Origin of the sequence: Faecalibacterium sp. Marseille-Q4137, from assembly GCF_017377535.1 — a bacterium.
Taxonomy (GTDB): Bacteria; Bacillota; Clostridia; order Oscillospirales; family Ruminococcaceae; genus Faecalibacterium; species Faecalibacterium duncaniae.
This window is the reverse complement of the sequence record NZ_JAFREK010000012.1, coordinates 1-14,821: the sequence shown is the minus strand read 5'-3', so window position 1 is coordinate 14,821 and position 14,821 is coordinate 1. Positions and strand designations below refer to the sequence as shown.

The following is a 14,821-nucleotide window of genomic DNA, read 5'->3' as shown; positions in this document are numbered from 1 at the left end:
CAAAGTGTAACAAATCCTGCTGCAAATGCGCGGCATGTTTGGCAGTTTTCAGCATTGACGAAAAAGCCGCGTGGCGTATAATAAAAGCATCAACCGCGAATCAAAGACAGAGGATGCGAAGGGAAAGTACGCATCAGGGTACAAAAGTGTATTTTTATTAAAAGGAGCGCGTTTATTATGAAAAAGGAAAACATCAAAAAAGTCGTTCTGGCCTACTCCGGTGGTCTGGATACCTCCATCATCATTCCCTGGCTGAAGGAAAACTACAACAACTGCGAAGTCGTCGCCGTTTCCGGTGACGTGGGCCAGGGCACCGAGCTGGACGGCCTGGAGGAAAAGGCCAAGGCTACCGGCGCTTCCAAGCTGTACGTTCTGGATCTGAAGAAGGACTTTGTGGAGAACTACATCTTCCCCACCCTGAAGTTTGGTGCAAAATACGAGGACTACCTGCTGGGCACCAGCTTTGCACGCCCCTGCATTGCCAAGGCGCTGGCCGATATCGCCATCAAGGAAGGCGCAGATGCCATCTGCCACGGCTGCACCGGCAAGGGCAACGATCAGGTGCGTTTTGAGCTGACCCTCAAGGCCCTGTGCCCCGATATGGCCATCATTGCTCCCTGGCGTGAGTGGGACATCAAGAGCCGTGACGAGGAGATCGACTACGCCGAGGCTCACCACATCCCCCTGAAGATCAACCGCGAAACCAACTACTCCAAGGACAAGAACCTGTGGCATCTGAGCCACGAGGGCCTGGATCTGGAGAGCCCCGCCAACGAGCCCCAGTACAACCACCCCGGTTTCCTGGAGCTGGGTGTCAGCCCCGAGCAGGCTCCCGACACCCCGACCTATGTGACCATCCACTTTGAAAAGGGCGTTCCCACTGCCGTTGATGGCAAGGAGATGGGCGCTGTGGAGCTGGTGGAGTACCTGAACAAGCTGGGCGGCGAGAACGGCATCGGCCTGCTGGATATCGTGGAGAACCGTCTGGTGGGCATGAAGAGCCGCGGCGTGTATGAGACCCCCGGCGGTGCCATCCTGTACAAGGCCATCAATGTTCTGGAGACCATCACCCTGGACAAGGAGAGCGCACACCTCAAGGAGCAGCTGGCACAGAAGTATGCCGACATCGTCTACAACGGCCAGTGGTTCACCCCGCTGCGTGAGGCTCTGGATGCTTTTGCCAACAGCCTGGCAAAGACCGTGACCGGTGACGTGAAGCTGAAGCTGTACAAGGGCAACATGATCAACGCAGGTGTCACCTCTCCGTTCACCCTGTACGATGAGCAGACCGCTTCCTTTGGTGAGGACGAGGATTACAACCAGGCAGACGCAGCAGGCTTCATCAACCTGTTTGGCCTGTCCATCAAGGAGCGCGCAAAGCTGTCCAAGAGCTGGCCGAAGATCGAGGACTAAGCGGCTGATCCACCGGGATCACACAAAGCCAACTTTCTCTCCGGTGTGTTTTCTACACTTTCACAACGGAGTTCCAAAACCGGCATAGTTGCCGGCGGCACCGCCGCAGGAGCGTTTTCCCCTGCGGCGGCTTTGCCGTTTTTAGCTGTTTTTATTTACAAGATAAACATCCTCGCCCTCTCAGTCACCTACGGTGACAGCTCTCCCAAAGGGAGAGCCCTTGGCATAGCGGCAAAGTTTCCGGTCAAGCCGTGAAGTTCTCGGTTGCGCCAGAGCCTCTCCCTTTGGGAGAGGTGGCATTGCGCAAGCAATGACGGAGAGGGCGAGCCGCCTATCAGAAAAGGAAGAATATTATGGCAGAACAATTATGGAAGGGCCGCTTCTCCAAGGCGGTCGATTCGCGCGTCAATGATTTCAACTCCTCCATCCGCTTTGACCAGCGGATGATCGCGCAGGATATGCGCGGCAGCGGGGTCCACGCCGCCATGCTGGCCAAGCAGGGCATCATCTCCGAAAAGGACTGCGAGGATATCCTCAGCGGGCTGGTCTCCATTGCCGACGATCTGGCAAGCGGTGCGCTGGAGATCGACCCCAACGCCGAGGATGTGCATACCTTTGTGGAGCAGACCCTGACCGCCCGCATCGGCGATGCAGGCAAGCGCCTGCACACCGGCCGCAGCCGCAACGATCAGGTGGCGCTGGATATCCGCCTGACCCTGCGGGACTACAGCCACACCCTGCAGGCTTACATCGTGGAGCTCATCAAGGTCATCTGCAGGAAGGCCACGGAGAATACCACCGCTGTCATGCCCGGCTACACCCACCTGCAGCGCGCCCAGCCCATCACCTTTGGTCATGCGCTGATGGCCTACGCCTCCATGCTCCTGCGTGACCTGCAGCGCTTTGAGGATGCCACTGCCCGCATGGATGCCCAGTGCCCGCTGGGCTCCGGCGCTCTGGCCGGTACCACCTACCCGCTGGATCGTCAGTTCACCGCCGAAAAGCTGGGCTTTGCCGCACCCTGTGCCAACAGCCTGGACGGCGTTTCTGACCGTGACTTCTGCATTGAGCTGGCCAACGCCATCTCCATCTGCATGATGCATCTGTCCCGCCTTTCCGAGGAGATCATCCTCTGGTGCAGCTGGGAGTTCAAGTTCATCGAGCTGGACGATGCCTTTACCACCGGCTCCTCCATCATGCCCCAGAAGAAGAACCCCGATGTCACCGAGCTGATCCGCGGCAAGACCGGCCGCGTCTACGGCGACCTGAACACCCTGCTGGTGATGATGAAGGGCATTCCTCTGGCTTATAACAAGGATATGCAGGAGGACAAGGAAGCCATCTTTGATGCGGTGGATACGCTGGAGCTGTGCCTCAAGACCGTCACCCCCATGCTGGACACCATGAAGACCCTGCCTGCCAACATGCGCCGCGCTGCCGCCAAGGGCTTTATCAACGCCACCGACTGCGCCGACTACCTGACCAAGAAGGGAATGCCCTTCCGGGATGCCTACAAGCTGACCGGATGCATGGTCTCCGACTGCATCGCAAAGGATAAGACCCTGGAGGAACTGACCCTTGACGAGTTCAAAGGCTACAGCGCCCTGTTCGAGAACGATATCTATGATGCCATCGACCTCATCAAGTGCTGTGAGGGCCGCACCAGCTACGGCGGCCCCAGCGAGGCAAGCGTCAACAACCAGATCCGGCTGGCCATGGACCAGCTGGCCGCATGGGAGGCGAACAACGCATGAGCGTAAAGGTCTTTATCGACGGCTCCGCAGGCACCACGGGTCTGCGCATTGCCGACCGTCTGGCCGCCCGGCCTGAAATTGAACTGCTCTCCATCTCCGAGGAGGGCCGCAAGGACGTGAACGAGCGGGCAAAGGTCATCAATTCGGCTGACCTCGCCTTCCTCTGCCTGCCGGATGCCGCTTCCAGAGAGGTCATGCCCCTGCTCCGTCCGGATGTCAAGGTGCTGGATACTTCCACGGCTTTCCGCACGGATCCCAACTGGGTCTACGGCTTCCCGGAACTCAGGGGCCAGAAGGAAAAGATCAAAAACGCCTGCCGCGTGGCGGTGCCCGGCTGCTATGCCAGCGGGTTTATCAGCATCATGCGGCCTCTGGTGGAGCTGGGCCTTGCCGGAGCGGGTGATTTTTACAGCTGCACCGGTATTTCCGGCTATTCCGGCGGCGGAAAAAAGATGATCGCGGACTACGAAAGCCCCGACCGTCCGGCCCACAGCAAGCTGGATGCACCCAAGAGCTACGGTCTGAGCCTTGCCCATAAGCATCTGCCCGAGATGCAGAAGATCAGCGGGCTGGCAAACCCGCCCGCCTTTGTGCCTGTGGTCTGCGATTATTACAGCGGGATGCAGGTGCTGGTGCCCTTCCAGCCGGTCTGGGGCGGTGCCGAAAAGGTGGCCGCAGGGCTGGCGGAGTATTACAGGGATGCCGCCACCATCAAGGTACACGCCCTGAACGAGCCGCTGCCCGAGAACGGCCTGTATTCCAACGCCATGGCCGGTACCGACCGCATGGAGTTGTACAGCACCGTGAACGCCGCCGGGGATCAGATGATGCTGGTCTCCCTGTTTGATAATCTGGGCAAGGGCTCGTCCGGCGCGGCAGTCCAGTGTATGAATCTGATGCTGGGGCTGCCGGAGACCCAGGGGTTGGAATAAAAACTCCCTTCGTCTGCTCACGGTGTTCGCATCCACCTCCCTCGAAGAGGGAGGCTTTTGCAGCTGACGGTTACGCAAAGGCTCCCTCTATGAGGGAGCTGGCACGGCGAATGCCGTGACTGAGGGAGTATTTCTTTGTGGGAAAGGAAAATCGTTATGCAGTATCAAGAAGTTGCGGGCGGCATTTGTGCCCCCAAGGGCTTTGCAGCGGCTGGCGTGCATTGCGGCATCCGCGCAAATCATAATGAAAAATACGATCTGGCACTCATCAAGGCGGAGGTGCGCTGTGCCGCCGCCGGTGTCTACACCACCAATAAGGTCTGCGGCGCGCCCATCAAGGTGGACCGTGCCCACCTGAAGGACGGCTGTGCACAGGCCATCCTTGTGAACAGCGGCAACGCCAACACCTGCGCCGCCAACGGCGTGGCTCTGGCCGAGGAGTGCTGTGCGCTGGTGGGCGAGGCGCTGCACATCCCCGCAGAGGATGTGCTGCCTGCCTCCACTGGTGTCATTGGCCAGCCCATGGTCATTGACCCCTTTGCCCGGGGAATCCCCGCCGCCGCCGCAAAGCTGGCAGCCACTGCGCAGGGCAGCACCGATGCTGCCACTGCCATTATGACCACCGATACCCACAAAAAGGAGTACGCCATCCAGTTTGAGCTGGGCGGCAAGACCTGCACCGTGGGTGCCATTGGCAAGGGCAGCGGCATGATCGCCCCCAACATGGCCACCATGCTGGCCTTCTACACCACCGATGCCGCCGTTTCCCCCGCTCTGCTGGAAAAGGCCCTCAAGACCGTGGTGCCCGGCACCTACAACCAGATGAGTGTGGATCTGGATACCTCCACCAACGATACCCTGATCATCATGGCTTCCGGTCTGGCCGGAAACCCCGAGATCCGCGAAGAGAACGCCGACTACGATGCCTTTGTGGCGGCCCTGACCGCCATTGCTGAGCACATGTGCGCCGAGCACGCCGGTGACGGCGAGGGTGCCACCCACCTCATCACCTGCGAGGTGACCCACGCCCCCGACCTGAAAACGGCCCGTGCCGTCAGCCGCAGCGTGGTCTGCTCCAACCTGTTCAAGGCTGCTGTCTTTGGCCGCGATGCCAACTGGGGCCGCATCCTCTGCGCCATCGGCTACACCCCCGGCGATTTCTCCATCGACAAGGTCTGTGTCTGGCTGAGCAGTGCCGCAGGTGAGGTCTATGTCTGCGAGAACGCCGCCTACCACCCCTACAGCGAGGACGAGGCTGCCAAAGTTCTGGCGGAGCATGATATCCTTGTCAAGGTGGATATGGGTACCGGCGATGCCAGCGCCAAGGCATGGGGCTGTGATCTGACTTATGATTATGTGAAGATCAACGGGGATTATAGAACTTAATGGAACTCCTCCAGTCGCCTGCGGCGACAGCCCCCCCGAAGGGGGAGCTTTAGGAACGAACGACAAGCAGCAGATTTTAATTTTATGGAGCAAGTGACCCATTCGACAAAAGCTCCCCCTTTCGGGGGAGCTGGCAATGCCGCAAGGCATTGACTGAGAGGGTTCAGAGGAAAGATATGAAAAACGAAGAAATGGCCCTCCTGTTTTCGGAGGCGACCCCTTACATCCAGAAATACCATGGCAAGACCATGGTCATCAAATACGGCGGCAACGCCATGATTAACGAGACGCTGAAAAACGCCGTGATGAACGACCTTGTCACCCTGACCCTGCTGGGGGTGCGGGTGGTGCTGGTGCACGGCGGCGGCCCGGCCATCAACGAGATGCTGAAAAAAGTCGGCGTGGAGAGCCATTTCAACAACGGTCTGCGTGTGACCGATGACGCTACCATGGAGATCGTTCAGCAGGTGCTGGCCGGTAAGGTGAACAAGGACCTTGTGGCAAAGCTGCGCGGCCGCGGCGTGGGCCTGTGCGGCATGGACGGCCAGATGCTCCGCTGCACCGAGCTGGACCCCGCGCTGGGCCATGTGGGCGAGATCATCCATGTGGACCCCACCCTGATCTCTACCCTGCTGGACGGCGGCTATATCCCTGTGATCGCAACGGTGGGCATGGACGATTTGGGCCAGGCCTATAATGTCAACGCCGACACCGCCGCCGCACAGATCGCCATTGCCCTCAAGGCCGAGAAGCTGGTTTCCATGACCGATATCGCCGGCCTGCTGCGGGATAAGGACGATGAGACCACCCTTATCCCCGAGGTGGAGGTCAGCGAGATCGAGGGCTACAAGGCTGCCGGCATCATTGCGGGCGGCATGATCCCCAAGATCGGCGGCATGGCCGATGCCATCTATCAGGGAGTCCACGAGGCGGTCATCATCGATGGCCGCGTGCCCCACTCCATCCTGCTGGAGCTGTTCTCCAACCGCGGTTCCGGCACCCGGTTCTACCGCCGCAGCCATCAGGAATAAGGCTTGCTGAAAATTATATCGGGCGATATAATAAAGATGAATAGGCTCCCCCTTTGGGGGCAACGACGACGACCGCCGCCAGTGGCGGATTGAGGGAGGAGTTGTTGGGGCAGTGGCCAGCAAGGTGCGAGTGCAATTGCACGAAGCAGCTGCTGGGAGCCACAACCTGGGCTGGCGAGCGAATGCGAGACTGAGAGGGCGAGGACGCTAACCAAGGAGGGTATATCTATGGATTCCGAAAAAGTCATCAAGCGGGACAGCGAATATGTCCTGCACACCTATAACCGCAACCCCATTGCACTGGAAAAGGGCCACGGCCTGTATGCCGAAGGCCCCGAGGGCCAGAAGTATCTGGATTTCACCAGCGGCATCGGCGTGAACAGCCTGGGCTACTGCGACCTGACCTGGGCCGAGGCCGTCTCCGAGCAGGCCCACAAGCTGCAGCACACCTCCAACCTCTATTACACTGCCCCCTGCGGCAAGCTGGCCAAAAAGCTGTGCAAGCGCACCGGCATGAACAAGGTGTTCTTTGGAAATTCCGGTGCCGAGGCCAACGAGGGTGCCATCAAGGCCGCCCGCAAGTACAGCTTTGACCACTACGGCAAGGGCCGCGATGTTGTGATCACGCTGGTCAACAGCTTCCATGGCCGCACCATTGCTACCCTGACCGCCACCGGTCAGGAGGTGTTCCACAACTACTTTGGCCCCTTCAACGAGGGCTTTGTCTATACCACCGCCGGTGACATCGAAGGCCTCCGGGAACTGGTGGACCGCCATACCTGCGCCATTATGCTGGAGCTGATCCAGGGCGAGGGCGGCGTGATGGCGCTGGACCCTGAGTATGTGCAGGCTGTGCGCGCCCTCTGTGATGAAAAGGACCTTGTCCTCATTGTGGACGAGGTGCAGACCGGCGTGGGCCGCACCGGCACCTTCCTGTGCTGTGAGCACTACAACCTCAAGCCCGATATCGTCACGCTGGCCAAGGGCCTGGGCGGCGGCCTGCCCATCGGTGCCGTGCTGCTGAACGAAAAGACCGCCGAGGGCATGGGCCCCGGCAGCCACGGGTCCACCTTTGGCGGCAACCCGGTGGTCTGCGCCGGTGCCAATGTGGTGGTGGATCGGATGGATCAGAGCTTCCTGGCCAATGTCAGCGAGCGGGCCGTCCAGCTGCGTGCCGGTCTGGCCAAACTGCCCATGGTCAAGAACCTTTCCGGCATTGGCCTGATGGTGGGCATTGAGTTCTTTGGCGGCATCCAGGCCGCGGATGTGCTGGCCGCCTGCCGCGAAAAGGGCCTGCTGGTGCTTACGGCCAAGAGCCGCCTGCGCCTGCTGCCCCCGCTGACCCTGACCGCCCACGATGTGGAAAAGGCTCTGGGCATCCTGAACGAGGTGCTGACCGAGATGGAGCAGAAGGCTCCAAAGGAGCAGGCATGAAACATCTGCTGAAAATGAGCGACCTCTCCCCCGCTGAGCTCCACCACATCCTTGATGTGGCGGAGAAGCTCAAGGCAGAGCAGAAGGCCGGGACGACCCCGGCGCTGCTCAAGGGCAGGAGCGTGGCGCTGATGTTCTCCAAAAATTCCACCCGCACCCGCACCAGCTTTGAGGTGGGTGTCTACCAGCTGGGGGGCCTTGGCAATTACATGAACGCCGCCACCGAGCTGCAGTCCGGCCGGGGCGAGCCCCTCAAAGATACCGCCCGGGTGCTGGGCCGCTACTACGACTGTGTGGTCTGGCGCACTTACCGTCAGTGCGATCTGGAAGAGTTTGCCGAGCTGGCCGGTGTGCCCGTGATCAATGGCCTGACCGACTACGCCCATCCCTGCCAGGTGCTGGCCGACCTGATGACCATCCGGGAGCGCCGGGGCACGCTGGAGGACCAGAAGCTCTGCTTTATTGGCGATGGCTGCAGCATGGCAAACAGCCTCATCGTAGGCGGCCTGCTGGCAGGGATGCGTGTGACCTGCGTCTGCCCAGAGGGCTACCGCCCTGCCGCCGACGTGCTGATGTTCGCCCACAAGTATGGCGAAAAGTTTCACCTGCTCACCGACCCCGCCGAGGGTGTGAAGGATGCCGATGTGGTGGTGACCGCCGCATGGAATACGGCCCCCGGTACCCCCGAAAGTGAGCGCCGCCTGCGGGACTTCGCGGGCTTTCAGGTGACCAGCAGGCTGATGGAGGGGGCAAAGCCTGATGCCATGCTCCTCCACTGCCTGCCTGCGCACCGGGGCGAGGAGATCTCCACCGCTGTCTTTGAAGAGCACGCCGACGAGATCTTTGACGAGGCCGAGAACCGTCTCCATGTGCAGAAAGCCGTGCTGGCCATCCTGTTGGCTGGTCTGTAAAAACGAGAAAGAGCCCTGGGGCTGCAGAAAATTGCAGCCCCAGGGCTCTTATTGTTTCTCTCAGGATCTGCGGCTCAGGCCGGGGCCCTCATCAGACCCTGCCAGCGCCCTTGTCCAGGATCTTATTGAACTGGAGGAAGAAGGTGGTGGCGGTCACGGCAGCGGCGATGATGTCACTGACGGGCTCGGCAAGGAACACGCCGAACACGGGGTTTGCGACCACATGGGGCAGGATGAAGATGAGAGGGATGAGCAGGATGAGCTTGCGCAGGCAGGCCAGCAGCAGGCTGACCTTGGCCTGACCCAGCGCCATAAAGCTCTGCTGGCAGGCGATCTGGACACCGGTGGAGAAGATGCCCGCCATGTAGATGCGCATGGCCCAGGTGGTGTAATCGATCAGGGAGGCATCCGAGGTGAAGATGCCAGCCACTGCACCGGGAACCAGCATCATCAGCAGCCAGAAGATGGTGGTGTAGCTCAGGCAGAGGGTCAGCTGGAAGCGGAATGCCTGCTTGACGCGGTCTTTCTTGCCTGCGCCGAAGTTGAAGCTCATCACCGGCTGGCCGCCCTGGCAGATGCCCGAGATGGGCATGGTGCACAGCTGGGAGGCGCTGGTGATTACGGTCATGGCACCCACGGCCACGTCACCGCCGTAGCGGGCCAGGCTGGAGCTGAAGCTGATGGACAGCAGGCTCTCGGTGGAGAGCATGACGAAGGTGGAAATGCCCAGTGCCAGCACGGGCATGATGATCTTCCCTTCCAGCTTCATGTCCTCTTTGCGGATCTTGAGGATGGTTTTGGGGCCGGTGAGAAAGCGGATGACCCAGATGGCACCCACTGCCTGGCTCAGCACGGTGGCAATGGCAGCACCCTTTACGCCCATGCCCAGCCCAAAGATGAGGATGGGGTCCAGCACGATGTTGATGACCGCGCCGATAACGGTGGTCAGCATACTGATCTTGGCAAAGCCCTGCGCAGTGATGAAGGTGTTCATGCCAAGCACGATCAGCACGCAGATGGTGCCCAGAATGTAGATGCGGCTGTAAGCCAGAGCGTAGGGCAGGGTGGTGTCACTGGCACCAAACAGCCGCAGCAGGGTGGGTGCGGCGGCGTAAAAGACGATGGTCAGGACGACCGAGAAGAGCAGCAGCATGGTAAAGCTGTTGCTGACGATCTTTTCTGCCTGCTTCTTGTCGCCCTGGCCCATGGCGATGGCGGTGCGGGGCGCGCCGCCGGAGCCGATGAGCATGGCAAAGGCGTTCAGGAGCATCAGGATGGGGGTAAACAGGCCCACGCCGGTCAGAGCCGCCGCGCCGATCCCCGAGATGTGGCCGATGTAGATGCGGTCCACGATGTTGTACAGCAGGTTGACCACCTGCGCCACAACGGCGGGGATCATCAGCTGGAGCAGGAGCTTTTTCACGTCACCCGTGCCCATATCCTGCTGTTTTTTCTGCGTTTGTGCCATGGAAAGTGTCTCCTTTGGTTTGAGCGAGACGGAGAGGGCTGCCCTCAGAACGTCAGGCCGAAGTTCATCTCGTAGTAGTTGCCTGCGGCATCACGGTAGGCGTAAGCCTTGCCGTTCTCGTCCTTCATGCTGTCGGGCATGTAGGCATCCTTTGCAAAGCCGGGCACGTCGTTGGGGCTGATGCAGACACCGTCCGCGTTCACAGCCAGCACCTCGTCGCCCTTGGGCAGGGTCAGGGGCAGTTTGCCAACGGGAGCAAAGCGGCCGAACATCACATCCAGCGTTGCGGAGGGGTAGGTGTCAAAGCCGACGGTCAGAGCGTCGGAGACCTTCTCCACATTGCCGACCTCCCAGGCCAGCGGGCAGTTGATGTTGGAAACGACCTTGCCGCCGTGGGCGTGGACCGCAGCAGCGATACCGGCCAGACGGTTTGCGCCCACCAGAGTGGTCTCCTTGTGGGTCTCGGTGGTGGGCTTGCCGCTCTCATCCACGTTGCAGACAGTCTTGTCCTCGCAGATATCCAGCTCCAGGTAGCCCGGGGTGGCGTTGAAGTATGCACCGGACTGGGGGCTGACCATCAGCAGGGCCACCTGGGCCTCATCGGGGGTGTCCACCAGAGTGACATTGCCCAGCATCTCCCGCAGGGCCTTGGTGGCGGCCTCACCGGCCTCGGCGCTCTTGCCAAAGGCCTCAGCGTAGACCTTGGTGCCGTCCTTCAGGGGCAGGGTGCCGTCGTTCTTCAGCAGGACAACGGACTCGCGGTGCACGCGGGAAGCTTCCTCCCAGTCGGCCTTGGTGGCAACGACCTCGGCGGCCTTCCTGGGGTCGGCGTAGGTGTCCTCGAACATGCCCTGACGGAACAGCTCGGTCAGGGTGCGGCTGACAGCACGGTTCAGGCTGGCATCGGTCAGCACCAGATCTTCCTTCTTGAAGCCGGCGGGCACCGCGTGGGTGTCGTAGTAGTCGTTGGTGCCGCGGGCGTAGCTCTCCTCGCCCAGCTCGTTGTCCAGCAGGCCGGAGATCAGGTCCACGCCGCTCTGGGTAACAGCATAGCCGATGCGCTCGGGCTCGTCCAGCATGTCAACGCCCCAGCACATGTTGTGGACGATGCCGGTGTCGGAGTTGATGTAGCCCTTGAAGCCCATCTGGCCGCGCAGCAGGCCGTCGATGAACACCTTGTTGTAGGCAAAGCCGTAGGGCTGGAGCTCGATGGGGTTGCCGTTGAAGTCCTCCTGCGGAGCGCTCTTCTCGGCGCTGGGCTTGGAGTAGTAGGGCATGATGGACTCGGCATTGTGGCGGATGGCTGCGCGGAATGCCGGGATGTGGTACTTCTGCAGGGAGCCGGGGGTGGCGTAGATGTTCCACTGGCCTGCTGCATAGTGGGGGTCAAAGCCGTTCTCACGGGCACCGCCGCCGGGGAAGTGCTTCACGGTCATGGAAACACCCTCGGGGGTAACGCCGTTGCTGCCGCCCTGGATGCCGGGGATCAGGTGGTCGAAGATCTCCTCAATGAGCTCCGGGTCCTCGCCAAAGGTGCCGAAGGTGCGCTGCCAACGGGGGTCGGTGACGCAGTCGGCCATGTACATGTAGCCCTTCTTCAGGCCGCAGGCATTCCACTCGCGGCGGATGGTGTCGGCGAACTTGTCGATGATGTCGATGCGTGCAGTGCCCTTGACGGCAGCAGCAATGCCCAGGGTGCCGGGATAGGTGGCAAACACGCCGGTGGCATCGTTCATGCCGAACACGACCTCACCGTTCTCGTTGCGGCTGTTGGACATGACCTGCATGGGAACAAAGTGATCACAGGTCTCGGTCAGGTACTGCAGCTGGTTCAGGTAATCTGCCAGATCCTCGGGCGTGGGGCTCTCGCGCAGGATGACGTGGCGGTTGAAGCTCTTCTTGACCATGTCAGAGGTGCTGGGCAGGGACTGGGAGCCGAAGATGCTGTCGGAGACGTTCACGGGTGCCTCATCCAGCAGGCCGCTTTCGTCCGCCACGGGCTTGTGGCCGTTGGCTGCCAGACGGGGGGAAGGATACTTGGGGCCCATGCGCCAGTCGGAGGTGAAGATCTGGCCGATCTTCTCGCTGGTGGTCAGAACCTTGACATAGGCCTCGGCGCGCTCAGCCGGGGTCAAGCGCCAGTCGTTGACTGCGCTGACGGTGCCGGTGCCGTCGATGTCCTTGAAATACAGGCCGTCCTGCTCGATGACCTTGCGCTCCACGGTGCTGATGGTGGGGCCGTTGGGGTTCTGGTAGCGCTTTACGCGCTCGGATGCTTTCACTGCCATAGTGTTTTCTCCTTTTCTTTTGAACGCAGCGGCCCATGCCACAGAGCCGCAGATGCTATACCTATTATAATAGGCCGCCGTGCGGAACAACTAGAAAATTTTTTGGATATTTCCGCACTTTCCTTGTATTCTTTTTTGCGCGCGGTTGGAATACAAGTCTGTTTTGTGGAATGTGCTGTACTAGTATCTTGCAATCATGTGCAAAATGACGAACGCTGTTTTTTAAAACTGTTGATTTCGCCCAAGGAGAGTAAAATTGTCCTGTTTTACCTCAAAATTTTACTAACAGAAATTTGATGGATAGTTCATAATGTATACATAAAAATCCCCCGGTTCGCGATGTGGCAGCCGCAGCCCACGGGGGACCGAATGAAAGGCCGGAGTGAGTGGCAGCACACCGGCCGCAGAATTGAAAGGAGAGCTTCTCTATGGCAAAGGTCAAACAGCCGCTTGAAGAAAACGGCATCCACAGAGCGAAAATGTGGGAGATCATGATGTACGCTCTGAACAACACCTCCACCAACACCTACATGGTCGTGGTCGGTTACATCAGCTACTTCCTGATCGGTATCGTCGGTCTGGCATCCGTGCTGGCCGGTTCTATTGTTACCATCATGCGTGTCTGGGACGGTGTCACCGACCCGTTCGTTGGTATGATGGTCGATAAGACCAACGGCAAGTTCGGCAAAAACCGTCCGTTCATTGCCATCGGTCAGATCATCATGTTCGCCACCACCTTCGTGATGTTCAACTTCATCCCCAAGATGGGCACTGGTGTCCGCTTTATTGCGTTCATCATCATCTACATGATCTACATCATTGGCTACACCTGCCAGTGCGTTGTCACCAAGTCTGCTCAGACCTGCCTGACCAACGATCCCAAGCAGCGCCCCATCTTCGCAATGTGCGATACTGTGTATAACATTGTTCTGATGAACATCATGTTCCCCATCATTGTCACCGATGTCCTGGTGCCCAAGTTCACCCTGACTGCCGAGGCCAACGCTGCCGAGATCGCTTCTCTGGTGGCACAGAACCCTGCTCTGGCAGGCATCGTGGAGAAGTCCGGCGGCAGCCTGTCCGCTTTCTACAACCCCGGCCTGTTCACCACCATGCAGCTGATGTTCGGCGGCCTGTCCGCTGTCTTTGCAGTCTGCGCCATCATCGCCCTGTGGCGTAAGGACAATCCGAAGTACTTCGGTCTGGGCACCACCCAGAAGGTCGGCATCAAGGATTACGTTGACACCCTGGCTCACAACCGTGCCATCCAGATGCTGGTGGTCTCCGCATCTACCGATAAGCTGTTCATGTCCACCAAGAGCAACGCTACCGTTATGATCTGCCTGTTCGGCATCATCTTCGGCAACTATGCCGCATACTCCAGCTACTCTCAGATCACCTCTATCCCCATCTGCCTGATCTCCATCCTGCTGATGAACAAGATCGCACGTCAGATGGGCCAGAAGGCATCCATGCTGGTGGGTACCTGGGGCGGCATCATCGGCTCCATCGCCATCACCCTGTTCCTGTTCTTCTTCAACCCCAAGGGCGATGCTTCCAAGTTCTCTCTGCCCGCATTCCGCCTGATCCGTCCTGACACCTGGGGCACCCTGTTCACCGGCTGGACCACCACCGCTTTGATCTTCGTGCTGCTGGTCATCGCATGGTCCGGCGTGCAGGCACTGTCCTCCTCCATCGTTATCACCATGACCGCTGACTGCGCTGACTACGAGGTCTACCGTACCGGTAAGTACGTTCCCGGCCTGATGGGCACCCTGTTCAGCTTCGTGGATAAGCTGGTCTCCTCTTTGGCTGCTACCGTTGTGGCTCTGTTCTACTCCATGGTCGGCTTCAAGGACGCTCTGCCCGACACCATGACTCCGTACTCTGACGGCATCTTCTGGGCAACCATCGGCTGCTTCGTCCTGCTGCCCATCGTTGGCTGGCTGTGCAACGTTGTTGCCATGCACTTCTATCCCCTGACCAAGGAGAAGATGGAAGAGATCCAGGCTGAGATCGGCCGCATCAAGGCTGAGGCTGCTGCAAAGCAGGCTTAATGCCAACCATCTCCCTGCGGAAATTTTGAATCCGGGACAGCGCCGCTGTCCTGCATCGTAACCGGAAATGTCCTGCGGCGGGCCATCCTCTGCCGCAGGACTTTCTGATACCCTGAGACCCGGAAGGAATACCACTATGGCAGAAGA

Annotated in this window: 10 protein-coding genes; 8 read left to right on the top strand and 2 right to left on the bottom strand. The window is 59.7% G+C overall.

The window, feature by feature from the left end; all coding sequences use genetic code 11:
- Positions 1-177 precede the first annotated feature (177 nt).
- The 7 genes from J3353_RS06580 to argF all read left to right on the top strand — a co-directional run bounded on the left by J3353_RS06580 (position 178) and on the right by argF (position 8,861).
- Complete coding sequence (locus J3353_RS06580) at positions 178-1,413, top strand: argininosuccinate synthase (protein WP_005928879.1); 1,236 nt, start codon at positions 178-180, stop codon at positions 1,411-1,413.
- Between the two features lie 353 nt (positions 1,414-1,766).
- Positions 1,767-3,167, top strand: a complete 1,401-nt coding sequence (gene argH / locus J3353_RS06575) for an argininosuccinate lyase (RefSeq protein WP_207684465.1) — start codon at positions 1,767-1,769, stop codon at positions 3,165-3,167.
- Positions 3,164-4,099 carry an N-acetyl-gamma-glutamyl-phosphate reductase gene (argC, locus tag J3353_RS06570; protein WP_156066295.1) on the top strand — a complete coding sequence of 312 codons (936 nt, stop codon included), beginning with the start codon at positions 3,164-3,166 and terminating at the stop codon, positions 4,097-4,099. Before argH ends, argC begins: the two co-directional genes overlap by 4 nt.
- A gap of 156 nt (positions 4,100-4,255) precedes the next feature.
- Entirely contained in the window at positions 4,256-5,485 is a 1,230-nt protein-coding gene (gene argJ, locus J3353_RS06565) for a bifunctional glutamate N-acetyltransferase/amino-acid acetyltransferase ArgJ (protein ID WP_207684464.1), read from the top strand.
- 176 nt (positions 5,486-5,661) lie between these two features.
- Entirely contained in the window at positions 5,662-6,516 is an 855-nt protein-coding gene (argB, locus tag J3353_RS06560; protein WP_097773048.1) for an acetylglutamate kinase, read from the top strand.
- Positions 6,517-6,744: 228 nt separating this feature from the next.
- Entirely contained in the window at positions 6,745-7,950 is a 1,206-nt protein-coding gene (locus J3353_RS06555) for an acetylornithine/succinylornithine family transaminase (protein ID WP_207684463.1), read from the top strand.
- On the top strand, positions 7,947-8,861 hold the full coding sequence (argF, locus tag J3353_RS06550; protein ID WP_207684462.1) for an ornithine carbamoyltransferase: 915 nt from the start codon (positions 7,947-7,949) through the stop codon (positions 8,859-8,861). The genes J3353_RS06555 and argF overlap by 4 nt, the downstream gene beginning before the upstream one ends.
- Before the next feature lie 91 nt (positions 8,862-8,952).
- Here argF and J3353_RS06545 read toward each other — a convergent pair whose 3' ends face one another.
- Both J3353_RS06545 and J3353_RS06540 read right to left on the bottom strand, forming a co-directional pair.
- Positions 8,953-10,329, bottom strand: coding sequence for an MATE family efflux transporter (locus J3353_RS06545; protein ID WP_098923903.1), 1,377 nt, complete (start codon positions 10,327-10,329; stop codon positions 8,953-8,955).
- Positions 10,330-10,373: 44 nt separating this feature from the next.
- Positions 10,374-12,617: a glycoside hydrolase family 3 N-terminal domain-containing protein gene (locus tag J3353_RS06540; RefSeq protein WP_156066716.1), complete on the bottom strand. Its 2,244-nt coding sequence runs from the start codon at positions 12,615-12,617 to the stop codon at positions 10,374-10,376.
- A 428-nt stretch (positions 12,618-13,045) separates the two neighbouring features.
- On the opposite strand from J3353_RS06540, the gene J3353_RS06535 reads away from it, so the two are divergent.
- Positions 13,046-14,674: an MFS transporter gene (locus tag J3353_RS06535; protein ID WP_207684461.1), complete on the top strand. Its 1,629-nt coding sequence runs from the start codon at positions 13,046-13,048 to the stop codon at positions 14,672-14,674.
- The last annotated feature ends 147 nt before the right edge of the window (positions 14,675-14,821 follow it).